At 67.9% G+C, this 23,211-nt stretch carries 20 protein-coding genes and 1 riboswitch; of the genes, 11 read left to right on the top strand and 9 right to left on the bottom strand.

Features of this window, described 5'->3' with window-relative positions; all coding sequences use genetic code 11:
- Positions 1 to 102: 102 nt before the first annotated feature.
- Together ompR and RR928_RS02390 are read left to right on the top strand one after the other, a co-directional pair.
- Positions 103 to 834: an osmolarity response regulator transcription factor OmpR gene (gene ompR, locus RR928_RS02385; protein WP_159916808.1), complete on the top strand. Its 732-nt coding sequence runs from the start codon at positions 103 to 105 to the stop codon at positions 832 to 834.
- Between the two features lie 47 nt (positions 835 to 881).
- Positions 882 to 2,375, top strand: a complete 1,494-nt coding sequence (locus RR928_RS02390; RefSeq protein ID WP_332537197.1) for an ATP-binding protein — start codon at positions 882 to 884, stop codon at positions 2,373 to 2,375.
- Here the strand turns inward: RR928_RS02390 and ispF are convergent.
- Together ispF and RR928_RS02400 are read right to left on the bottom strand one after the other, a co-directional pair.
- On the bottom strand, positions 2,362 to 2,844 hold the full coding sequence (gene ispF / locus RR928_RS02395; RefSeq protein WP_332537205.1) for a 2-C-methyl-D-erythritol 2,4-cyclodiphosphate synthase: 483 nt from the start codon (positions 2,842 to 2,844) through the stop codon (positions 2,362 to 2,364). The two genes, RR928_RS02390 and ispF, sit on opposite strands and share 14 nt — an antisense overlap.
- 43 nt (positions 2,845 to 2,887) lie before the next feature.
- Positions 2,888 to 3,673, bottom strand: coding sequence for an IspD/TarI family cytidylyltransferase (locus RR928_RS02400; RefSeq protein WP_332537199.1), 786 nt, complete (start codon positions 3,671 to 3,673; stop codon positions 2,888 to 2,890).
- Positions 3,674 to 3,747: 74 nt separating this feature from the next.
- On the opposite strand from RR928_RS02400, the gene mfd reads away from it, so the two are divergent.
- From mfd to RR928_RS02435, 7 genes are all read left to right on the top strand, one after another.
- Complete coding sequence (mfd, locus tag RR928_RS02405) at positions 3,748 to 7,242, top strand: transcription-repair coupling factor (RefSeq protein WP_332681394.1); 3,495 nt, start codon at positions 3,748 to 3,750, stop codon at positions 7,240 to 7,242.
- 166 nt (positions 7,243 to 7,408) lie between these two features.
- Positions 7,409 to 8,386, top strand: a complete 978-nt coding sequence (locus tag RR928_RS02410) for a Bug family tripartite tricarboxylate transporter substrate binding protein (RefSeq protein ID WP_332534311.1) — start codon at positions 7,409 to 7,411, stop codon at positions 8,384 to 8,386.
- A 105-nt stretch (positions 8,387 to 8,491) separates the two neighbouring features.
- Positions 8,492 to 9,205 (top strand): phosphoserine phosphatase SerB, encoded by a 714-nt coding sequence (serB, locus tag RR928_RS02415; RefSeq protein ID WP_332534313.1) that lies wholly within the window; start codon positions 8,492 to 8,494, stop codon positions 9,203 to 9,205.
- Between the two features lie 285 nt (positions 9,206 to 9,490).
- Positions 9,491 to 9,976: an ABC transporter substrate-binding protein gene (locus RR928_RS02420; RefSeq protein ID WP_332681397.1), complete on the top strand. Its 486-nt coding sequence runs from the start codon at positions 9,491 to 9,493 to the stop codon at positions 9,974 to 9,976.
- 121 nt (positions 9,977 to 10,097) lie between these two features.
- Positions 10,098 to 10,457: a DUF2946 family protein gene (locus tag RR928_RS02425; RefSeq protein WP_332534317.1), complete on the top strand. Its 360-nt coding sequence runs from the start codon at positions 10,098 to 10,100 to the stop codon at positions 10,455 to 10,457.
- A 211-nt stretch (positions 10,458 to 10,668) separates the two neighbouring features.
- Entirely contained in the window at positions 10,669 to 12,825 is a 2,157-nt protein-coding gene (locus tag RR928_RS02430; protein WP_332681399.1) for a TonB-dependent receptor, read from the top strand.
- Between the two features lie 11 nt (positions 12,826 to 12,836).
- Positions 12,837 to 14,330, top strand: a complete 1,494-nt coding sequence (locus tag RR928_RS02435; RefSeq protein ID WP_332681401.1) for a PepSY domain-containing protein — start codon at positions 12,837 to 12,839, stop codon at positions 14,328 to 14,330.
- Between the two features lie 98 nt (positions 14,331 to 14,428).
- Here the strand turns inward: RR928_RS02435 and RR928_RS02440 are convergent, their stop codons facing one another.
- Genes RR928_RS02440 through RR928_RS02465 form a run of 6 tightly spaced genes read right to left on the bottom strand, consistent with a single transcriptional unit; the run spans position 14,429 to position 20,521 of the window.
- Positions 14,429 to 14,650: a DUF3820 family protein gene (locus RR928_RS02440; RefSeq protein WP_332534452.1), complete on the bottom strand. Its 222-nt coding sequence runs from the start codon at positions 14,648 to 14,650 to the stop codon at positions 14,429 to 14,431.
- 10 nt (positions 14,651 to 14,660) lie between these two features.
- Complete coding sequence (locus tag RR928_RS02445) at positions 14,661 to 15,683, bottom strand: LLM class flavin-dependent oxidoreductase (protein WP_332534322.1); 1,023 nt, start codon at positions 15,681 to 15,683, stop codon at positions 14,661 to 14,663.
- The gene (locus tag RR928_RS02450) at positions 15,680 to 16,438 is read right to left on the bottom strand and encodes an ABC transporter ATP-binding protein (protein ID WP_332681403.1); all 759 of its coding nucleotides are present in this window, start codon (positions 16,436 to 16,438) and stop codon (positions 15,680 to 15,682) included. Before RR928_RS02450 ends, RR928_RS02445 begins: the two co-directional genes overlap by 4 nt.
- Entirely contained in the window at positions 16,435 to 17,442 is a 1,008-nt protein-coding gene (locus tag RR928_RS02455; protein WP_332549457.1) for a FecCD family ABC transporter permease, read from the bottom strand. Before RR928_RS02455 ends, RR928_RS02450 begins: the two co-directional genes overlap by 4 nt.
- Positions 17,439 to 18,356 carry an ABC transporter substrate-binding protein gene (locus RR928_RS02460; protein ID WP_332534454.1) on the bottom strand — a complete coding sequence of 306 codons (918 nt, stop codon included), beginning with the start codon at positions 18,354 to 18,356 and terminating at the stop codon, positions 17,439 to 17,441. Before RR928_RS02460 ends, RR928_RS02455 begins: the two co-directional genes overlap by 4 nt.
- Before the next feature lie 5 nt (positions 18,357 to 18,361).
- Complete coding sequence (locus tag RR928_RS02465) at positions 18,362 to 20,521, bottom strand: TonB-dependent receptor (RefSeq protein ID WP_332681405.1); 2,160 nt, start codon at positions 20,519 to 20,521, stop codon at positions 18,362 to 18,364.
- 212 nt (positions 20,522 to 20,733) lie between these two features.
- A riboswitch (cobalamin riboswitch) is annotated at positions 20,734 to 20,974 on the bottom strand.
- Between the two features lie 259 nt (positions 20,975 to 21,233).
- Here RR928_RS02465 and RR928_RS02470 point away from each other — a divergent pair.
- Together RR928_RS02470 and RR928_RS02475 are read left to right on the top strand one after the other, a co-directional pair.
- On the top strand, positions 21,234 to 22,022 hold the full coding sequence (locus RR928_RS02470; RefSeq protein WP_332534328.1) for a MetQ/NlpA family ABC transporter substrate-binding protein: 789 nt from the start codon (positions 21,234 to 21,236) through the stop codon (positions 22,020 to 22,022).
- A 187-nt stretch (positions 22,023 to 22,209) separates the two neighbouring features.
- The gene (locus RR928_RS02475) at positions 22,210 to 22,530 is read left to right on the top strand and encodes a hypothetical protein (RefSeq protein ID WP_332534330.1); all 321 of its coding nucleotides are present in this window, start codon (positions 22,210 to 22,212) and stop codon (positions 22,528 to 22,530) included.
- A 9-nt stretch (positions 22,531 to 22,539) separates the two neighbouring features.
- On the opposite strand, the gene RR928_RS02480 is transcribed toward RR928_RS02475, so the two are convergent.
- On the bottom strand, positions 22,540 to 23,178 hold the full coding sequence (locus tag RR928_RS02480; protein ID WP_332534332.1) for a LysE/ArgO family amino acid transporter: 639 nt from the start codon (positions 23,176 to 23,178) through the stop codon (positions 22,540 to 22,542).
- Between the last annotated feature and the right edge of the window lie 33 nt (positions 23,179 to 23,211).

Consider the following 23,211-nt stretch of genomic DNA (forward strand, 5'->3'; position numbering starts at 1 on the left):
CAAAACTTGTAACAGTTGGTCAGGGTTTGCCCGAAAACGCGGATTTCGGCGCACAAGCTGGTCAGAATGGGCTCTGTTACATATTGGACCGAGGACGCAAACATGGGCACACAGACCAACCGCACCGACAAGATTTTGGTTGTCGATGACGACGCGCGCATCCGCGATCTGCTGCGCCGCTACCTGACACAAGAAGGCTTCGAGATCATGATTGCCGAAGACGGCAAGGCCTTGAACCGCATTCTTCTGCGCGAAACCGTGGATCTGATCGTGCTCGATCTCATGATGCCCGGAGAAGACGGCCTGTCTATCTGCCGCCGTCTGCGCGCAGCCAACGACCGTACGCCCATCATCATGCTGACCGCCAAGGGCGAAGACGTGGACCGCATCGTGGGCCTCGAAGTCGGCGCCGACGATTACCTGGGCAAGCCCTTCAACCCGCGCGAACTGCTGGCGCGCATCCACGCCGTGCTGCGCCGCCGCCCTCCGCAAGAGGCGCCCGGCGCTCCTTCGGGCGACAACGAGATCGTCAATTTCGGCCCGTTCGCGTTCGATCTGGGCACGCGCGTGCTGCAGAAAAATGGCGAGGAGTTGCCGCTGACCACGGGCGAATTCGCGATGCTCAAGGCTTTGGTGCGCCACCCGCGCCAGCCCCTGTCGCGCGAAAAGCTGGCCCTGCTGGCACGCGGGCGCGAGTTCGAGCCGTTCGACCGCAGCCTCGACGTGCAGGTATCGCGTCTGCGCAAGCTGATCGAGGAAGACCCGGCCGCGCCGCGCTATATCCAGACCGTCTGGGGCGTGGGCTATGTGTTCGTTCCCGATGGCAATAACTGAGATCCACCATGCCGCCCGGGCTACCGCCCACCAGCGGTATTCCACCGATGACCGTATCCACCGCTCCCGCTCCTGACGCCACCAGCCCCGTTCCGTTGGACTACACCAATGGGCGCGGCGGCGCGCGTTCGCGCTCGCGGCTGAATCTGAACCTGTTCTGGCGCACGTTCTGCCTGCTGGCGCTGCTGCTGGTCGGCAGCATCCTGGCCTGGCTGCAGACGCTGCGCGCCTTCGAGTTCGAGCCGCGCACACTGCACACCGCGCAGCAGGTGGCGTCGCTGGTGAATCTGAGCCGCGCGGCCCTGGTGCATGCGGACGCGATCGCCCGCGTGTCGCTGATCAAGACCATGGCCGACCAGGAAGGCGTGCGCATTCTTCCGCGCGAACCCAACGACAAGTTCGAACTGCTGGACCAGAGCGCGCTCGGCAGCCGCCTGCACGACGAACTGACGGCGCGCCTGGGTCCGGGCACCATCGTGGCGCGCAGCGTGAATGGCGAAGCCGGCATCTGGGTGGGATTCACCATCAACGGCGACCCCAACTGGCTGCTGATGGACCGCTCGCGCTTCAGCCCGGCCGGCGGGCGCACCTGGCTGGTGTGGCTGATCACCGCGGGCGTTCTTTCGCTGGCCGGTGCAGCCGTCATCGCACGCCTCATCAACCGGCCGCTCAAACAGCTCAGCGAGGCCGCCAACCGCGTGCGCGACGGCAATTTCGAAGCCAGCCAGCTCGACGAGCAGGCGGTCACCAGTGAGATCCGCGAAGTCAACATCGGCTTCAACCGCATGGCGCAGAAGCTCTCCAAACTCGAGCAGGACCGCGCCGTCATGCTGGCCGGCATCTCGCACGACCTGCGCACGCCGCTGGCGCGGCTGCGGCTGGAAACCGAGATGAGCGTGGCCGATGACGTGGCGCGCGACCATATGGTCGCCGACATCGTGCAGCTCGACGCGACCATAGACAAGTTCCTCGATTACGCCCGCCCCGACCATGTCACGCTGACCACGGTGAACCTGCACGCCGTGGTGTCGTCCTGCGTCTATGCGGTGCAGGATCACCGCGAACTGCAGATCAGCATGGACGTGCCCGAAGGGCTTTATGTGCGCGCCGATGAAGTCGAGCTCGCGCGCGTGGTCTCCAATCTGCTGGAGAATGCGCGCCGCTACGGCAAGAGCCCGGACACCGACACCGCCCAGGTGGAAGTCACGGCCAAGGCGCGCGAAAACTGGGTCGTGATGCGCATTCGCGACCGCGGCCAGGGCGTGCCGCCCGAGCAGCTCGCGCGTCTGACCCAGCCGTTCTTCCGCGGCGACTCCGCGCGCACCGCCGCCGCGGGCGCGGGTCTGGGGCTGTCCATCGTCGACAAGACCGTGCAGCGCATGGGCGGGGTGTTCGCGCTGTCGAATACCGCTTCAGGCGGCCTTGCGGCCCATATCCAGCTGCAGCGCGCCACCAGCCTGCCCGACGGCAAGGACCCCGAGCAGCGCCTGCAACGGCCGCAGGTCAAGCGCCAGTTGCCGCCGCGCGCTAAGCAGGCCTGAACAGCAGCACCGCAGCGCGCGCTTCCATGGCCTGCAGCTGCCCGACCGGGCCCAGTTTCTCGGCCGTCTTGGCCTTGACATTGACCTGATCGAGCGCCAGGCCCAGCGCCTGCGCGATGCAGGCGCACATCGCGCCGATATGGGGAGCGAGCTTGGGCGCCTGGGCAATCACCGTGCTGTCGATGTTGCCGATTTCCAGCCCGGTGGCGCGCACGCGGCGCGCGGCCTCGACCAGCAGCTTGAGCGAGTCCGCGCCCTTGAATTCAGGGTCGGTATCGGGAAAATGCCGGCCGATGTCGCCCAGCGCCGCGCCGCCCAGCAGCGCATCGGTGATTGCATGCAGCAGCACATCGGCATCGGAATGGCCCAGCAGCCCCATGCTGTGGGGAATCTCGATTCCGCCAATGATCAGCTTGCGGCCAGGCACCAGCGCATGCACATCCCAGCCTTCACCGATACGAAATTGAATAGACATTGTTGACGCGACTTTCGCAAAGCTCTTGGAAAGCCGATTATCCGATGCGTGCGCGCTCGCGCGACTCGATCACGGCCGCGGCCAGCGCAAAGTCCTCGGGGTAGGTGACCTTGAAATTCTGCGCGCTGCCGGCCACCAGCAGCGGCTGCAGGCCCTGGGCCTCGATGGCGCTGGCTTCGTCGGTCGCGGCCGCGCCCATGGCCTGCAGCGCGGCGCGCAAGGGCCCGAGGCGGAACATCTGCGGTGTCTGCGCCAGCCATTTTCCGGCGCGCGGCAGCGTCGCCGCCACGCGCGCCACCCCGCCTTCGACCCGCGCCTCCTTGAGCGTATCGGGCAGCTGATGGGCCAGCAGCCCGCCCACGGGGTCGCCCAGGCAGGCGTCGATCAGCCGGTCCACCATGGCCGGCGTGAGCAGGCAGCGCGCCGCGTCATGCACCAGCACCCAATCTTCCTCGGTCGCGCCCAGCGCGGCGAGTTCGGCCAGACCGCCCAGCACGGTGTCGGCGCGCGTCGCGCCGCCGCAGGCCGCCACGCGCCAGGTGGGCGCCGCGTCGGCGGGCAGCGCCTCGAAGAAGCCGTCGCCCGCGCTCACCCCCACCAGCGTGCCCGACAGCCGCGCGACGCCGGCCAGTGCCGCCAGCGTGTGCAGCACCAGCGGCCGGCCTGCGACCGGCTGGTATTGCTTGGGCAGATCGGCGCGCTGGCCCGGGGCAATGGCGCGCGCACCCACGCCCGCGCAGGGCACGAAGGCCCAGAGCCGGGCCGGACTGCGGTTAGCAGCTTCGTCGTATGGGTCAATTGAAGGCGGCAGGGAATCGTTCATGGGCGCCATTCTAGAATCGACCCTTGCTTTCCGACCGCCACCCGGCCGATCCTCAGTCGCCAACGACCTACCGCATGGAACTGCCCAAACTCACTCCCGGCAAACGATTCACTCTCCCCCGCCCCGTGGGCAGCGCCGACGCGCTGCTGCTGGCGCAGGTGGGAGCCCGCGAAAAGGCCGCGGGCCGTGTCACGGCCATCGTCACGGCCGACGCCAGCGATGCCCAGCGCCTCATGGAGGAGCTGGCGTTCTTCGCGCCCGAGCTGCGCTGCGCGCTGTTTCCCGACTGGGAAACCCTGCCCTACGACACGTTCTCGCCGCACCAGGACCTGATCAGCGAGCGCCTGGCAACGCTGTGGCGCATCAGCCAGCACGACCATGCGACCGGCGCCGACGTGGTGCTGGTGCCGGCCACCACGGCGCTGTACCGGCTGGCGCCGCCGAGCTTTCTCGCGGGCTACACCTTTCATTTCAAGGTGCGGCAAAAGCTCGACGAAGCCAAGCTCAAGGCCCAGCTGACGCTGGCCGGCTACTCGCATGTCTCGCAGGTCGTGAGCCATGGCGAGTACGCGGTGCGCGGCGGCCTGATCGACCTGTTCCCCATGGGCTCGGCCGTGCCCTACCGCGTCGACCTGTTCGACGACGAGATCGACTCGATACGCACTTTCGATCCCGACACCCAGCGCAGCCTCTACCCCGTGCCCGAAGTGCGCCTGCTGCCCGGGCGCGAATTCCCCATGGACGACGACGCGCGCGCGCTGTTTCGCAGCCGCTGGCGCGAACTGCTCGAAGGCGATCCCACGCGCAGCCGCGTCTACAAGGACATGGGCAACGGCGTGGCCACGGCCGGCATCGAGTACTACCTGCCGCTGTTCTTCGAGGAATCCGCCACGGTGTTCGACTACCTCGGCGAAGAGGCGACGGTGGTGCTGCACGGCGATCTCGAGCCCGCTTTCCAGCGTTTCTGGCAGGACACCAAGGACCGCTACCGGCTGGTGCAGGGCGACCCCGAGCGCCCTGCGCTGCCGCCCGAGTCGCTGTTCCTCAGCGCCGAGCAGTTCTATCTGCGCGCCAAGAGCTATGCGCAGCTGGCGGTGCGTGCCGTCGAGCTGCCCACCGACCAGCTTGCCACGGGCGAATTCCAGCCCCTGCCCGACCTGTCGGTGGTGCGCGGCGCCGACGACCCGCTCGCGCGCCTGCACGCTCACCTCGCGCAGACCCCGCAGCGCGTGCTGCTGCTCGCCGAAAGCGACGGCCGGCGCGAAAGCCTGCTGGACTTCTTCCGCGCCTCGCAGCTCAACCCGCCGGCATTCGATTCGCTGGCGCAGTTCGAGGCCGATGGCAGCGAGAAGATAGGCATTGCCACGGCGCCGCTGGCCACGGGCTTTCACTGGGACAGCGCGGGCATTGACTTCGTCACCGAAACCGAGCTGTTTGCCGCCGGCCCGACCACGCGCAGGCGCAAGAAGCAGGAGCAGGTCAGCGATGTCGAGGCGCTGATCAAGGACCTGTCCGAACTGCAGATCGGCGACCCGGTGGTGCACAGCCAGCATGGCATTGGCCGCTACCAGGGTCTGGTCAACATGGATGTGGGCCAGCAAAACCCCGACGGCAGCCCCGCGCAGCAGGAATTCCTGCACCTGGCCTATGCGGGCGACGCCGTGCTGTACGTGCCCGTGAGCCAGCTGCAGCTGATCAGCCGCTACACCGGCATGTCGCCCGAGGATGCGCCGCTGCACAAGCTCGGCGGCAACCAGTGGGAAAAAGCCAAGCGCAAGGCCGCCGAGCAGGTGCGCGACTCCGCCGCCGAGCTGCTCAACATCTACGCGCGCCGCGCCGCGCGCCAGGGCCATGCGTTCCGCTACAGCCCGCAGGACTACGAGACCTTTGCCAACGACTTCGGCTTCGAGGAAACTGCCGACCAGAAGGCCGCGATCCACGCCGTGGTGCACGACATGATCAGCCCCCAGCCCATGGACCGTCTGGTCTGCGGCGATGTGGGCTTCGGCAAGACCGAAGTCGCGCTGCGCGCGGCGTTTGTCGCCGTCACGGGCGGCAAGCAGGTCGCGTTTCTCGCGCCCACCACGCTGCTGGCCGAGCAGCACTACCGCACGCTGGTCGACCGCTTCGCGCGCTGGCCGATACGCGTGGCCGAAGTCTCGCGCTTTCGTTCGGGCAAGGAGATCACCGCGGCCGTCAAAGGCATTGCCGACGGCACGGTGGACATCGTCGTCGGCACGCACAAGCTGCTGTCGGAGTCCACGCAGTTCCATGACCTGGGCCTGCTGATCATCGACGAGGAACACCGTTTCGGCGTGCGCCACAAGGAGCAGATGAAGGCGCTGCGCGCCGAAGTCGACGTGCTGACGCTCACCGCCACGCCCATTCCGCGCACCATGGGCATGGCGCTTGAGGGCCTGCGCGACCTGAGCGTGATTGCCACCGCGCCGCAGCGCCGCCTGGCGATCAAGACCTTCGTGCGCAACGAAGGCACGGGCGTGATCCGCGAGGCCGTGCTGCGCGAACTCAAGCGCGGCGGCCAGTGCTACTTCCTGCACAACGAAGTCGAGACCATAGAGAACCGGCGCCAGAAGCTCGAGGAAATCCTGCCCGAGGCGCGGATTGCCGTGGCCCACGGCCAGATGCCCGAGCGCGAGTTGGAGCGCGTGATGCGCGACTTTGTGGCCCAGCGCTACAACATCCTGCTGTGCTCGACCATCATCGAGACCGGCATCGACGTGCCCAGCGCCAACACCATTCTGATCAGCCGCGCCGACAAGTTCGGCCTGGCCCAGCTGCACCAGCTGCGCGGGCGCGTGGGCCGCAGCCACCACCAGGCCTATGCCTATCTGATGGTGCCCGACATCGACAGCCTGACCAAGCAGGCGCAGCAGCGGCTGGACGCCATCCAGCAGATGGAAGAGCTGGGCAGCGGCTTCTACCTGGCGATGCACGACCTCGAGATCCGCGGCGCGGGCGAGGTGCTGGGCGAGAACCAGAGCGGCAACATGATGGAAGTCGGCTTTCAGCTCTACAACGAGATGCTGTCCGAGGCCGTGCGCTCGCTCAAGGAAGGCAAGGAGCCCGATCTGCTGGCGCCGCTGTCGGTGTCCACGGACATCAACCTGCACGCCCCCGCTCTGCTGCCCGACAGCTATTGCGGCGATGTCCACCTGCGGCTGTCGTTCTACAAGAAGCTGGCGACAGCCAGGACCAGCGAACAGATCGACAACCTGCTGGAAGAAATCGTCGACCGCTTCGGCAAGCTGCCGCCGCAGGCGCAGACGCTGATCGACGTGCACCGGCTGCGCGTGCTGAGCCAGCCCTATGGCGTGGTCAAGGTCGATGCCGCGCCGGGGGTGATCACCATCACGTTCAAGCCCCAGCCGCCGATTGACCCGATGAACATCATCGGCCTGATCCAGAAGAACAAGCACATCAAGCTCGCGGGCAACGAGAAGCTGCGCATAGAACGCGCGCTGCCCGACCCGATGGCGCGCGCCCAACTGGTGCGCGATGTGCTCAGGAGCCTGGGCCAGCCGCTCAAGGCCGAAGCGGTCGCGGCGTAATAACCGAAGGGGCGGCAAATGCGCCCCGGGGGTTTCCATGCGATGTGGCGCAAACCACAGCGTCCAGGAAAAAAAGACCCACGCACCACCCAGGCTGGCACAAGATTTGCAAAAGCTCTCCTGCAGGCAGACCGCCTGCTTTCAGTTCTTTTGCGAAAGCCTTGCCATGCATCTTCGACGCCTGATTTCCGCCCTCGCCTGCGCACTCGCCACGGGGGGCCTGGCTTTGCCAGCGCTGGCCCAGGGCAGCTACCCCGAACGCCCTGTCAAGGTGATGGTGGCCCTGCCCGCGGGCGGCAGCGCCGACATGATTGCGCGCGTCGTGAGCCAGAAGCTCGCGGCCGAACTGGGCCAGCCTTTCGTCGTCGAGAACCGCGCCGGCGCCTCGGGCCAGATCGGCCTGCCCGCCGTGGCGCGCGCGCCGGCCGACGGCTATACGCTGACCATCTCGCCGGCCTCGTTTCTCACGACCAACAAGAGCATCTTCAAGTCCCTGCCCTACGACCCGCAGGCCGACTTCGTGCCCATCACCAAGCTGGTCAACCAGCCCATGGTGCTGGTCGTCAAGGACAGACAGAAGTTCCCCAGCGTCGCGGCGCTGCTGGCGGCCGCCAAGGCCGCGCCGGGCAAGCTGACCTATGCATCATCGGGCGACGGCAGCCCCCAGCATCTGGCGGCGCTGATGTTCGAGACGCGCACCAAGGCCAGCATGCTGCATGTGCCCTACAAGGGCGGCGCGCCGGCCGTCAACGACACGCTGGCCGGCAATGTCGACATGCTGTTTGCGGTGCTGCCCGAGGCCTTGCCGCATATCCAGTCGGGCAAGCTGCACGCGCTGGGCCTGCTGAGCCCGCAGCGCTCGCCCGTGCTCAAGGACACGCCCACCATGGCGGAAAGCGGCTTTGCCGATCTGAATCTGTCGGCCTGGGTCGGCCTGCTGGCGCCCGCAAAGACACCGCCCGCGGTGATCGACAAGCTCAACCGCGCGGTGCACGGCATTCTGGCCGGCGACATCCGGACCAAGCTCGGCGAGAACGGCATGGAAGTCGCGCCCACCACGCCGCAGCAGCTGCAGCAGACGATTGCCGAGGAAATCAAGCTGCACGCGGAGCTGGTCAAGGCCGCGGGACTCACGCCCCAGTAAGCCCCAGGACGGGGCCTTGTCCGGCGCTCGAGGCGATAATACGCAACCCCTGCCGGTGCTTGCGCGCCGGCACTTTTTTCACCTATTGCATTCCACCGCCCCACAATGAGCGCCGCTACCGAATTTGCCCCCGGCCTGATGGTCCAGCGCACCCCTGCGCCCCTGCGTCTGAGCGACTACAAGCTCATCGCTTTCGACATGGACTCGACGCTGATCACCATCGAGTGCATCGACGAGATCGCCGATGCCACGGGCAAGAAAGCCGAAGTCGCGGCGATCACCGAAGCCACGATGCGCGGTGAGATCACCGACTTCAAGGAAAGCCTGCGCCAGCGCGTGGCCCTGCTCAAGGGCGTGACCGAAGCCGACATGGCCGGCGTGCGCGACCAGCGCCTGCAGCTCTCGCCGGGCGCGCAGACACTGGTCCAGGCCTGCCAGAAGGCCGGCCTCAAGGTGCTGCTGGTCTCGGGCGGCTTCACCTTTTTCGCCGAACATGTGCGCGGCCTGCTGAACATCGACTTCGTGCGCGCCAACATGCTCGAAAGCGACAACGGCGTGCTGACCGGCGGGCTGATCGAGCAGCCCTGGGGCGACATCTGCGACGGCGCCGAGAAACGCCGCACGCTGCTCGAGGTGGCCTCGCTGCTGGGCATCGATCCCAAGCAATGCATTGCCGTGGGCGATGGCTCCAACGATCTGCCGATGATGGCCGCCGCGGGCCTGTCGGTGGCTTTCCACGCCAAGCCGCGGGTGCGCGCCGAAGCCCAGATCGCGATCAACCAGGGCGGCCTGGACCGCCTGCTGGAAATCCTGCGCTGAGCCGCTGAACGGGTGCGCCGGGCAATGGCCCGCGCCGCGCCCCGTCATTTTTGCGGCGGCGCGGCGCCAGCGCCCTAGAATCAACGGCTGCGCGCATAAAACGACTTCTTCCAAGCGCGCGCACTGCGCTGACCAATCGTTACCCGGCTTTCCCGCGGCAACGCTTGCATTCCGGCGCAGTCCCCCCATGTACTTTCCGTGAGCCCGAGAGCCTGGTTGCGCAAGCCGCCGGCGCCGGTCTTCGCATGGGTCATCTGTCTGTTGACTTTTCATTTAGGAATCTCCGTGAACATTTCTTACCGCGCCACTGTTTCCGTGCTTGCCATGACCTGCGCCGCGCTGCTCGCGCCTAGCCTGGCCCACGCCAAACGCATGGGCGGCTCCAAGTCCGTTCGCCCGGCCAGCATTGGCAAGACCGCGCCCGCGCCAGCCCCCGTGGCTGCGCCCACGGCCGCGCGCCCGGCGACTCCCGCCGCGGCAGCGCCCGCTGCGGCAGCGCCCGCAGCAGCAGCGCCTGCCGCCGCTGCGGCTCCCGCCGCAGCTGCGGCCCCCGCACGCGGCCCCGGCATGATGGGCATGATGGGCGCGGCCGCTGTCGGCGCCGTCGCCGGCAGTGTGGTCGGCAACGCCATGGCCGGCCCTTCGGGCGACAAGGCAGCGGACGCCAAGGCTGCTGAAGCCAAGGCGGCCGAAGCCGAAGCCGCCGACCTGCAGGCCAAGGCCGACGCCGCCAAGGCCAAGGCCGAAGCCGCGCGCGCCGCGGTCAAGTAAATCGGCCTGCGGTCCGGGCTGGTCCCGGCCCTTGTCACCACACAACGGAGCCCCAGGGCTCCGTTGTTGTTTGTAGGCGGATTCGCACAAGCCGCCGGCGACCACGCCATAATGTGCCGTCATGCAAATCCTGCGCAACTCCATACCACTGGCCCGACTGGTCATGGTCTGGTTCGTCCTGACGCTGGGATGTGCCGTGGCTTCCCCCATCGTGAATCCGCAGTCGCTGCAGATGCTGTGCTCGGCCAACGGCAGCATGAAAGTGATCGTCGTCGACGACAACGGTCAGCAGGTCACGGCCAACGGCCAGCACGGGCTCGACTGCCCGCTGTGCCTGAGCATCACCGCCCCGCCGCCGCCACAGGCCGCGCAGTTCATTGCCCAGCCCCAGCCGCTGGGCCGGGCGCTGCAGCCCGTGGTTTCGGCGCGCATTGCCGCGATCGCGGGCGCGCCCTTGCCGCCGCGCGGCCCGCCGGCCTGACCCTCTAGCCTCTGCGCGGCCATGCCGCACCGGCGCGCCTGCACGGGCCGCCGCCCTCCCCACTGAGGCCACACCCGGCCCGGCCGCGTTCGCACGCGCGCCCCACGCTGCGCCGCAGCGCCATCCCTTTATCTCCAAAACCGACCCATGGCCGCAGGGATTCCTGTCGCTGCGCCAGGCCACGGCTCTCGTTCGTCAAGACCAGATTTCCATGACCCATATTCATGTGCCCCATCGCCGCCAGCCCCTGGCCGCGGCATTGCTTGCCGCCACCGCATTCACGGCCCAGGCCCAGGAGGCCACGCCTTCGTTGCCCACGGTAGAAGTCACCAGCGCCGCGCCCCAGGCCAACGGCCTGCTGCCGCTGGACACGCCCACCGAAACCGCCAGCCGCCTGGGCCTCACGCCGCGCGAGACGCCGGCCGCCGTCACGGTGGTCGACCGCGCGACGATAGAAGCGCGCGGCGCGCGCAACACGCAGGAAATCCTGCAGGCGATTGCCGGCGTCACCGCGCACGACGCGCCCGGCAACATCGGCGTGAGCTACCGCGGCTTTGGCGGCAGTTCGCTGAGCCAGCTGTTCAACGGCATCCATGTGCAGTACAGCATTGCGGCGCGCCCGGTCGACAGCTGGATCTACGACCGCGTAGAGGCGATTGGCGGTGCCTCGAGCTTTCTGTATGGCGCCGGCGGCGTGGGCGGCACGATCAACTACCTCACCAAGCTGCCCGAGCGCCACGACTTTTCCGAAGGCCGGCTGCGCCTGGGAAGCGACGACCTCAAGGAAGCCTCGCTGGGCCTGAACCGCCGCCTGGCCGAGGGCCAGTTCTTCCGCCTGGACCTGAACCACAAGGACGGCGGCAGCTGGACCGATGGCACGCACAGCCGCGCCACCCAGCTGGCGACCTCGCTGCTATCGGACCTGGGCAGCGGCCTGCGCCACACGCTGGCCTACGAGTACCAGACCGAAACCGTGGACCGGCCCTACTGGGGCACGCCGCTGCGCAACCCGGCAACGGGCCGCCTGGGCATAGACGAAGGCACGCGCTTGAAGAACTACAACAGCGCCGACGGCCTCTATGCCCAGCGCGTGCAGTGGCTGCGTTCCATCACCGACTGGCGCGTGAACGACGCCCTGCAGTTCAAGAACACGTTCTATGCGTATGACGCCTTGCGCGACTACCGCAATGTCGAAAGTTATCGTTTCAACGCCGACAACGGCGCCGTGATCCGCTCGGCCGCGCTGCTGCAGCGCCACGACCAGCGCATGGTCGGCAACCGCAGCGAAGCCACTTACAACGGCCAGATCGCGGGCCGGCGCAGCGACTGGGCGTTCGGCCTGGAGCTGAGCCTCAACCGCCAGACGCGCTTTCCCAACAGCCTGTCGGCGACCGTGAGCACGGTGAATCCCTATGCGTTCGGCACCGAGAATTTCTTCGACATTCCCGGCATGGCGCCGGGCTTCAGGCCCGACCGCGACAACCGCATCGAGACCACGGCGCTGTACGCGGAAAACCGCACCGCGCTCACGCCCGCGCTGCACCTGGTCACGGCGCTGCGCCACGAACGCATTGCGCTGGAGTTGACCAACCGGCGCGAAGTCACGGCCGCCAACCCCGCGTCGTTCGCGCGCAGCTACCAGCCGACCACGGGTCGCATCGGCGTGGTCTGGGATGTCGCGCCCGGCGCCAACCTCTACGCGCAGTACGCCACGGCCGCCGATCCACCATCGGGCGTGCTGTCGACGGCTTCTTTTGCCGATGTGCGCAACAACAGCGCGCTGACCACGGGCCGGCAGCTGGAAGTCGGCAGCAAGCTTGATTTCTGGAACGGCAAAGGCAGCGCTACGCTGGCCGCCTACCACCTCACGCGCAAGAACATCGCTTCGCAGGATCCGAACAACAGCGCGCTCACGGTGCTGGTCGGCGAGCAGTCGGCCAAGGGCCTGGAACTGGCGCTGGGCCTGCAGCCCAGCCGCGCCTGGTCCATCCAGGGCAATGTGGGACTGGTGCGCGCGCGCTATGAGAACTTCCAGCAGGGCGGCGTATCGCTGGCCGGCACCAGGCCGACCAATACCCCCGAAGTCGTCGCCAATCTCTGGACTTCGTATGCGTTCACGCCCGCGCTGCAGGCCAGCGCCGGGCTGCGCCATGTGGGCAAGGTCTACGCCAACGCCGCCAACACGCAAAGCTGGCCCGCTTACACGCTGCTGGACCTGGGGCTGAGCTACCAGCTCCAGCGCAACATGTCGCTGGTGCTGCGCCTGCGCAATGCCACCGACCGAATCTACGCGGCCAATGTCAGCAGCACCATGGCCTATCTGGGCGCGGCGCGCAGCGCCGATCTCACGCTGCGCGTGAGCTACTGAAAGCGCCGGCCATGCGACTGCACCCCAAACGCTGGCTTTATCTGACCCACCGCTGGCTGGGCATTGCACTGTGCGCGTTCTTCGCGATGTGGTTTGTCTCGGGCATGGTGATGATGTATGTGGGCTACCCCAAGCTCACGCCCGCCGAGCGGCTGGCGCACCTGCCGGCGCTGGATGCGGCGGCGCCGCTGCTGTCACCCGCGCAGGCACTGGAGCGCGCCGGCGTCGGCGGCGCGCTCAAGGACCTGCGCCTGGCCGCGGCCAGCGGCGGGCGGCCGGTCTACTTCGCCACGCCCGCGGGCGCGCGCGGCGGCGATGTCGTGGTCATAGACGCGCTGCACGGCGAACATCTGCCGCCCGTGGACGCGTCCTGGGCGCTGGCCAGCGCGGCCGCCTATGCGGGCAGCAGCCAGGGCCTGGCGTATCTGGGCAGCGTCGACGAGGACGCGTTCACGCATTCGCGCGGCCTCGATGCCCACCGCCCGCTGCACCGCGTGCAGCTCGCGGACGCCGACCATAGCTGGCTTTATGTTTCCGGCCAGACCGGCGAAGTGGTGCGCGACGCGACGCGCACCGAACGCCTGTGGAACTACGCGGGTGCGTGGATCCACTGGCTCTACCCGTTTCGCGGCAATGCGTTCAATGCCTACTGGAGCGACATCGTCAACTGGCTGTCGGTTGCCGGCATTGGCGTGGCGCTGGCGGGCACCGCGGTCGGCATCATGCGCTGGCGTTTCACCCGGCCCTACCGCAGCGGCGCGCGCTCGCCCTACCCCGGGCGCATGATGCGCTGGCACCATGTCTCGGGACTGCTGTTCGCACTGATCACCATCACCTGGATCTTCAGCGGCCTGATGTCGATGAACCCCTGGCGCATCTTCGACAGCGGAGCCGCGCCGCTGCAGACCACGGCACTGCAAGGCGGGCCGCTGGTCTTGACGGCGCAACACGCAACGCCCCAGGCGCTGATTGGCGCGGCCGGCGGTCCGGTGCGCGAACTGCGCTGGCAGATGGTGCTGGGCCGGCCCACGGCATTTGCCCAGGCGGCCAGCGGCGCGGCGCAACTGTTCGATGCCGGCACAGCCCGGCCGCTGGCCCTTGATCCCGCGGCATTGAAGACCGCGGCCACGCAGTTGATTGCAGCCCCCGTGGCGCGCATCGATACGCTGACCGACTACGACCTCTACTACTACGCGCGCGCGCCGCACAGCATGATGGGCGCCAGCGAACGCCCGCTGCCCATCTGGCGGATTGTCTTTGACGATACGCATGCCAGCTGGGTGCATCTGGACCCGCACACCGGCAATGTGCTGGGCCGGCTCGACAGCCACAAACGCGCCAGCCGCTGGCTGTTCGCCATGCTGCACAGCTGGGACTGGCTGCCGCTGCTCGAGCGCCGGCCGCTGTGGGACATCACGCTGCTGACGCTGAGCCTGGGCGGGCTGCTGCTCAGTGGCAGCGGGATGGTGATCGGCTGGCGGCGCCTGCGCAGGCGGCAGGGCTAGCGGGGCCAGCCGCTGCTGCGACAAGATCAGGGCTCAGGGCGCATGCATGCAAACCGTTCGTGGTGAGCCTGTCGAACCATGAACGGCCTGCCCTCATGTCAAGACGAACGCGCGCCCCGCAAAGGATCGAGCAGATGCGACAGGCCGTTGTGATCGAGTTCGTACATCAGCGCCAGCAAGCGCCCCAGATCGCCGCGCGGAAAGCCTTCGCGCGCCATCCACATCAGGTAGTTGCCGGGCAGATCGGCAATGCAGCGGCCCTGGTATTTGCCATAGGGCATCTGCACGGTCACAAGGCGCTGGAGTTGTTCGGAGTCCATGCCGGGATTGTCAGGCATCCACGGGCTCCGACCGATGCAATGCGGGCAGCACTTCCTGCGCAAACAACTGCATCGCGGCCAGCGCCGCGTCGTTGCTCCACAGGCCGTTGGCATTGAAGATGCAGCGCAGGCTGCGCAGCCCCAAGCGTTCGCGCAGCGCCAGGATCTGCGCATGGCATTGCTCTGGCGTGCCGTGGATGAACTGCTCGCGCAGCACCTTGGCCTGGTCTACGGGCGGCACATCGGCCGCGGCCACGCCGCGCCTGGCGGCAAAGTAGACGCGGCGCGCGTAGAGCTTTTCCCAGAGGCCTTCGAGCTGTTGCTGTACCTGGGCGGCATTGGCGCCAATGCAGACATAGCGCGCCAGCGACGAACGCGCCAGCAGCGGCCTGGCGTCGCGCACCTGGCGCTGCGCGCAATGCGCCAGGCGCTCGAGCTGCGTGGTCTCGGGCGGCTCCAGGCTCAGCAGCAAAGGCAGGTCCTCGGCCAGCGCAAAGCCCAGCGTTTCCTCGGTCGATCCAGCGACGTAGATCGGCGGGTGCGGACGCTGCAGCGGCAGCGGCGCCAACTTGCGCGGCGCGAAATTCCAGGGCCCGCCGTCCGCGGCCACGGTGTCGCCGCGCAAGGCATTGCGCAGAATGCGCGCGCCGCTTTCAAAGCGTTGGCGCGTGCTCTCGGCGTCGATTTCCAGCGCGGCCAGCGACGCCGGCTCGGTGCCGCGGCCGATTCCCACGTCGATGCGCCCGCCGCTCTGGAAGTCGAGCTGGGCGATTTCCTCGGCCAGCATCAGCGGGTGGTGCAAGGGCAGCACCAGCACCGCCGTGCCCACGCGCAGGCGCTCGGTGCGCGCCAGCAGGGCCGCGGCCAGCAGCAGCGGCGATGGATACTGCCAGTCGCTTTGCGGCACGCGGAATTCGCTGAACCAGGCGCCGTCATAGCCCCAGCGATCGGCGCTTTCGAAAATCGCGCGGAATGCCTGGTGGTCGCCCGCCATGGCTTCGCGTGTCCAGCCTGCAATATCAATGCGCATCATGGCTTGTCCTTCCAAGTGAGGCTGCGCGCGCGCAGCAAGGTATTTGGCGCCACCGCGATGCGCTCGAAATGCACGCCAAACACCGCGTCAAGTTGCGGCGCGTGCAGCAGATCTGCCGGCGCGCCGTCCATGGCCACGCGGCCCGCATGCAGCACGACCACGCGATCGAAGCACTCGAAAGCCAGATCGAGGTCGTGCATCACGACCACCACCAGCCGCTCGCGCCCGCGCCGCGCCAGCGCCTGCACCAGCGCCAGCCGGTGCTGCACATCGAGCGCCGCGCCGGGCTCGTCGGCCAGCAGCACGGGCGGGTCGGTGGCCAGCACCGCGGCCAGCATGCCGCGCGCGCGCTCGCCGCCCGACAGCGTGCTCCAGCGGCGCTCGCCCAGCACTTGCAGATCGGCCTCGGCCAACACCTGCGCGGCCCGCGCGGGATCGGCCACACGCATCTGCACCAGGTCCAGCAGCGTCACATCCCAATGCGGCTCGAAGCGCTGCGGCATATAGCCCAGGCGCTGGGCGCGGGCGCGCACATCGAGGCCCTTGAGCGGCCGGCCCTGCAAAGTGACGCCGCCGCGATCGGGCGCGAGCTGTCCGGCCAGCACCTGCAGCAGCGTGGACTTGCCCGCGCCATTGGGCCCGACCAGGGCCACGGCGCCGCGCTGCGGCAGGTCCAGGCACACATCGTCAAGCAGCGCCCGGCCCTGCCGGCACAGATGCAGATGGGCGGCGCACAGCATTGCGGCGTCGTTCATGCGCGCCCTCCATGGGCGCGCAGCCGGCGCGCCAGCAGCACGATGAAGAACGGCCCGCCCGCCACGGCGGTGATCAGGCCCAGCGGCACTTCGGCCGGCGGCAGCACGCTGCGCGCAATCGCATCGGCCACGGTCACGACCAGCGCGCCGGCCAGCGCGCTCGCGGGCAGCACCCAGCGGTGGCGCGGCCCCACCCACCAGCGCGCGATATGCGGCGCGGCCAGGCCGACAAAGGCCACCAGCCCGCCATAGGCCACGGCCGCGGCAACGACCAGCGAGCCCAGCAGCACGGCGCGCGGCACGAAGCGCGCGACATCGAGGCCGAACGACTGCGCCGTGGCGTCGCCCAGGCCCAGCAGATCGAGTCCGCGCGCCAGCGTCTGCGTGGCAAGAAGACAGGCCAGCGTGATCAGCGCGAGCCAGCCCAGTCCGCTCCAGGTGGGCGTCTGAATGCCGCCCAGCACCCAGCTCATCACCACCTGCAGGCTCACGGTCTCGTCGGACAGCGCCAGCATCAGGAACGAACGTATCGCGCCGAGCATCGCGGCCATCGCCACGCCCGCCAGCAGCATGCCCGAGGCATCCAGGGCACCGGCCACGCGCGCCACGCCCAGCACCAGAATCGTCGCGCCCCAGGCGCCGGCAAAGGCCAGCAGGGGCAGCAGCCAGGACTGCGGCAGGCCCAGCGGCACCAGCAAGGCAATGGTCGCGCCCAGCGCCGCGCCGCCCGAAGCGCCCAGCAGATAGGGCTCGGCCAGCGGGTTGCGGAACACGCCCTGGAACACCGCACCCGAAAGCCCCAGCAGCGCGCCCACGCAGGCCGCGGCCAGCACGCGCGGCATGCGCCACTCCCACAGCAGGCGGCTGCGCAGCGTGTCGCGCTCGGTGATCGCCTGCCAGATTTCGGCGGGTGCGGCCCATTGATGGCCCGCGCAGATGCCCAGCACCACGGCCAGCGCCAGCGCCCCAAGGGCCAGGCACCACATTTTTCCGGAGGGATTCATCCCCATCCTTTCTGCTGCGTCTGCGTGATCCAGCGCGCCAGCGTTTCTATGCCGTCGAAAGTGCGCGGACCGGGAATCAGGAATTCGGCGCGCGCCACCGTGATCGCGCGCTGCGCGCGCAGCGCGCGCATGTCGCGCCAGCCGGGGCGGCGCGCAAGATCATCGAGTCCGGACTGCGCTCCGGCGAACAGCAGCACATCGGGGTCGGCTGCCAGCGCGGCCTCGGGCGAGACCTGGGCCAGCGCGCCTATGCCGGGAATCGCATGGCGCGCGCCGGCGCGCAGCATCGCTTCATTGGTATAGGTGCCGGGCCGCGCGACCAGCAGCATGCCATTGCCCAGGCGGCCGGTGATCATCAGCGCGCGCGGCGCGGGCTGGCCCCCCACCCGCGCATTCACCTGTTCGTCCACGGCACGCAAGCGCTGCTGCAGCGACTGCACCAGCGCCGCGCCGCGCGCGTCCACGCCCGCAGCCTGCGCGACCAGGCGCACATTGCCCAGCACTTCGTCCAGGCTGCGGCTGAGCAGCACCATCACCGGCACGCCTATGCGCTCCATGGGATCGACCAGCTGGTTCGCGGCCTGGCGCGCGGGCGTGACGATCACCAGATCGGGACGCTGCGCGACCACGGCATCGACCGAGAACCCCAGGCGCCCGCCGACCTTGGGCAGGCCCGCCACTTCGGGCGGAAAGCGCGTGTATTCCTCCACGCCCACGATGCGCTGCATCAGGCCCAGGGCCGCGACGAGTTCGGTGTTCGACGAGAAGATGGTCACGATGCGCTGCGCCGGGCCGGGCAGCAGCACGTCGCGGCCCAGCGCATCGCGCAGGCGGATGGGAGCGCCAGCGCGCGCCGCTGCGCCAGGCAGCAGCACGGCCAGCCCCAGCCCACCGAGAGCCCGCCGGCGCAGCATCACGCTCAGAAATCCGCCTGCAGGCCGACCATCCATTCGCGGCCCGGCATCGAGGTGCCGCAGCCGCCGTTCTGGAAGATGGGATTGGCCAGGCAGGGCCGCTGATCGCGCGCGATGAAGATCGGATGGCGGTTCAGGTCGAAGATATTGTTGATGCCCGCGAACAGCTTCATGCCGCGGCTCACGCGGTATTCGCCGCGCAGGTTCCAGACCGTGAACGCGCCCTTGCGGTGAATGAAAGTGCTGCTGGGCTCGCCCTGGGGGATCAGCAGATTCTCTTCGGTGTCGTACCACATCGGACCGCGCAGCAGCGCCGTCAGCTGGGCGCTCCAGTCGCCGGGATTGCGGTCCATGCCGCGCGCCAGCCGCAGTCCGCCCGCGGCCTCGTACTGGTACATGCGCTGCACGCGGTCGGTGTTGGCCGACGCGGCCGCGCCCTTGTCCTTCATCTCGAAATGATAGTAGCCATTGCCGAACACGCTGAGCACCGGACCGCCCAGCGACACGCCCAGCAGCTGGTTCAGATCGGCGTTGGCGCTGAGCTCCAGCCCGCGCGCGACGATGTCGGCGGCGTTGTTCGCGTAGTCGGACGTATTGGTCGTCGGGCCGCGCGAGACCGTGATGATGCGGTCCGAGATCGTGTTCTGGAACAGCGCGGCATCGACTTTCCAGGCGCTGCGGCGCCAGGTGCTGCCAACTTCGATCTGGCGGCTGGCTTCGGGCTTCAGATTGGGGTTGCCGAAGCTGCGCCCGCCGCCGACCGCGGTGAAATCGGCCGACAGCTCGCTGGCCGTGGGCGCGCGAAAACCCGTGGACGCGCCCGCGCGCAGCGACCAGGCGTCGTCGACCTTCCAGGTCGCGCCGGTCGACCAGGTGGTCTGGTCGTAGTCGCGCGCCGTGGTCAGTGCGGCCGCCACGTTGGGCGTCTGGTCGAAGCGCGTCTCGCCCCAGGTCTTGCGCACGCCGGCGCGCAGCGTCAGGCGGTCGCCGAAGAAGTTCTGCGCATCTTCCAGATACAGCGCATGCGTGTGCTCGGTCTGGTTGTTGTCATAGGGCGCGACCTGGCCCGCAGGGCCGCCGGGCATGGCATTGCGCTCGCGCTCGGAACGCAGGCGGTTCTTCTCGTAGTCGAAGCCCAGCAGCAGGTCGTTGGAATCCGACAGGCGCAGCCGCGGCTGCAGGCGCAGGCCGCTGGCGTCCAGTTTGCGGATGTTGTAGTCGCGCGCCGTTCCCGGCACGGCGTTGACGCCCGACTTGATGACCGGCGAGGCCCAGTTGAATTCGTCCACGTCCTCGAAGGTGTAGAGATGGGCCAGCCAGCTCACGCGGCCGCCGGGCAAGGCGCCTTCGTAGCGCAGATCGGCCGACTGGTTGTAGCGGTTGTCGCGGCTGTGGATGTTTGCGCCCGATCCGCGGAAGCCCGCGTTGTAGATGCCATCGGTGCGCAGCTGCATTTCGACGCGGTGCAGGTCGGCAATCTGCCAGCCCAGCGCGCCGCTCGCGCCGCGGCGCTTGTAGCTGGTGTTCTGCTGTTCGCCGCCGCCGCTGCCCGCGCTGTAGTCGTCGCGCCCGCCGGCGTTGGCGCCTATGTACCAGTCCCACTGCGCGCTCGCGCCGCTGATCTGCGTATCGGCGCGCCACAGGCCGGCGCTGCCGCCGACCACCGAGGCGCGGTTGCCGCCGCCGGTCGCGCCCGTGCGCAGGATGATGTTGATCACGCCGCCCATGTTCTGGCTGCCGTAGACCACCGAGGCCGGGCCGCGCACGATCTCTATGCGCTCCACATCCGACAGGCTCAGCTTCGACAGGTTGGCCGTGCCCGCTCGCCTGCCGTTGAGCAGCACCGCGACCTGGCCGCGGTAGTCGCGCCCCTGGCCGTCGGTGGCCGCGCCGCGCAGGTTCAGCGAGGTCTGGGCCGCGGTCCATTCGCTGAGGAAGCCGACCGCATGCTCGGCCAGCAGGTCGGTGACCGAACGCGCCGACGAGCGCTCGATCTCGGCGCGGTCAATGGTCTGCGTGGTCGCGGCAATGCGCGCGCGGTCTTCGGGACGCGCCGTCGCGGTGACGAACACATCGCCGAGCGCGGGTTCCGCCGCAGCATGGACCATGCCCGCACCGGCTGACCAGGCCAGCAGGCACAGCGCGGCCCTGCGTTGCAGGCGCAAGCCGCAAGAAACCGGGGAAGAAGACAAAACGGCGCGGCCAGGCGCAGGCCGCGAACTACCTGAGGAATGCATGCGATGATTTCAAATCTGTGCTTCGCTCACCCGCGAAGCCCATGGATCAATACCCACCGCAGGGCACGCACAGGCAAAGAGGCCGCCGAACGCGCGCGCCCCGCCACCTCATCTGCCCTGACATGCGCACTCCCGCGGCGTCCGAAGCGATGGCAAAGGCCGGTATCCGGGCTTGCGAAACGCCGGCGTGTGCCGGCTCAGTCCTCGCCTTCCCACGCCCTGTACGGGCGCAGTGACTGCGGGTCATCGTTGGACCCGCGTGAGAACCTGAGATTTCGCCTACCGTTGCGGGGGCAGCGCAGGAATTGCCGGGCTCTGGAGCGCGGCGCACCTGCTTGTCGTTGAACCCCTGAATGGGGCACCTTCGCATCTGTGCGGGATCGGATCAGCCGATTCCCGCCTGGGCGCCATTATCAATGGAATACGCCGCCCAGAGGATTCCTCGGCACGATCAGTGCGCATAGGCGCGGCGCATTGGAAAACGATAGATTTGCATAAAAAACCACATTCTTATAACCAAAATCGCTTTTTCACTGCACATCGCGTCCACAGCACACTAAACTAAGGCCTGCTGCGCCCCAGTTCCACCGGTTTCGGCGCTGGCGCTCATTCAACAAATTCATCCAGGAAAGCGTTCGTCATGCTGAAGAAAACCCTGTCCGCCATCGCCCTTGCCACCCTCGCATTGACCGCCCATGCCGCCGACGCAGTGCTCAAGGTTGCAGCCACGGCCGTGCCCCACGCCGAAATTCTCAACCACATCAAGCCCGCGCTGAAGAAACAGGGCATCGATCTGCAGGTGCGCGAATTCAGCGACTACGTGCAGCCCAATGCGGCCGTCGAAGACAAGCAGCTCGATGCCAACTTCTTCCAGCACCAGCCCTACCTGGACAGCTACAACAAGGACCGCAAGAGCTCGCTGGTCGCCGTGCCCAACGGCACCATCCATGTCGAGCCGTTCGGCGCCTATTCGAAGAAGCTCAAGAACATCAAGGATCTCAAGGACGGCGCCACCGTGGCCATCCCGAACGATCCGTCCAACGGCGGCCGCGCGCTGCTGCTGCTGGCCAAGCAGGGCCTGGTCACGCTCAAGGACCCCAAGAGCCTCACGCCCACGCCGCTCGATGTGGTGAACAATCCCAAGAAGCTCAAGTTCAAGGAACTCGAAGCGCCTTTGCTGCCGCGCGCGCTCGGTGATGTCGACCTGGCGCTGATCAACACCAACTACGCGATCGAAGCCAAGCTCAACCCGACCAAGGACGCGCTGTTCATCGAAGGCAAGGATTCACCCTACGCCAACATCGTCGCCGCGCGCAAGGACCGCGCCAACAGCCCCGAAATCACCAAGCTGATCCAGGCGCTGCGCAGCGAAGACGTCAAGAAGTTCCTGCAGGACAAGTACCAGGGCGCGGTCGTTCCCGCGTTCTGAGCGCCAGCGGCGGAGGGTTGCGGCTGCCGCCAGCGGCGGGAATTTCACTCGCCAAGGTCATGCGGGCGTCATAAAGATGTAAAAACTGCAACATAATTTGGGCGGGTTATGGTGAAATCCGGCCCATGACGCCGGCCGCTGCTTTCGCACGGTCGGCACCTCACTATCCACCCACCCAATTTCCGCCATGTCCGAAGATACGCTGTCCCCCACCCTTTCCATGGATCAGGCAGTGCTTGTCGGCCTGAACGAAGTCACGCGCGCCAAGACGCTGGAACTGTATGCGCGCAAGTACGGCCAGCCCGATGCCGCCTCGCCGCTGCTGCTGTTTCGCGGCGACATCGCCGAAGCCCATCAGTACGACAAGATTCGCCCGCTGTCGGCCGCGCGCGCGCTGGGCAATGTGATCGTCGTCGAGGCCCAGAGCCACAAGAATGGCACGACAGGCCACTACCAGATCCAGTGCAATCAGTGGAACCTGCTGGAAGTCCTCGCCAAGCTGGGCTGAGCGCCCAGCTCAGGCCGGCGCGGCCATGCCGCTCCAGACCCACCACGACAGCGCCAGCATCATCACGCCCGTGAGCGCGTCCAGCACGCGCCAGGGCATGGGGTGGGCAAACCAATGCTGCAGGCGCCGACCCGCGCTGGCCAGCAACATGAACCACAGCAGGCTCGCGCAGGCCGCGCCCGCGACAAACACCGCCTTGAGCGCCCCATCCTGGCGCGCGCCTATGCTGCCCACCAGCAGCACCGTGTCCAGATAGACATGGGGGTTGAGCAGCGTGATCACGGCCAGCGTGCCGACCACGCTCAGCAGTCCGCGCTGCGTCGCCTGCGCTCCCTGCAGCGCCACGTCGGCCGCATAGAACACCCGCCACAGTGCGTACAGGCCGTAGCCCAGCAGGAACAGCGCGCCGCCCAGCGAGAGGTAATAAGCCAGATCGGGCGCACGCCCGAGCAGCTGCGACATGCCCGCCACGCCTATGCCGATCAGCAGCACGTCGCTGAACACGCACCACGCCACGCAGGCGCGCACATGCCGGCCCTGCACGGCCTGGCGCAGCACATAGAGGTTTTGCGCGCCTATCGAGATGATCAAAGACAGGCAGACCGTAAAGCCCGCAATCCAGGAAGAAGAAATCAACGTTGTCCACATAAGGGAAATTGTCGATTCATCCGGATATTAAGT

Origin of the sequence: Comamonas sp., assembly GCF_036666375.1 — a bacterium.
Lineage (GTDB): Bacteria > Pseudomonadota > Gammaproteobacteria > Burkholderiales > Burkholderiaceae_C > Comamonas.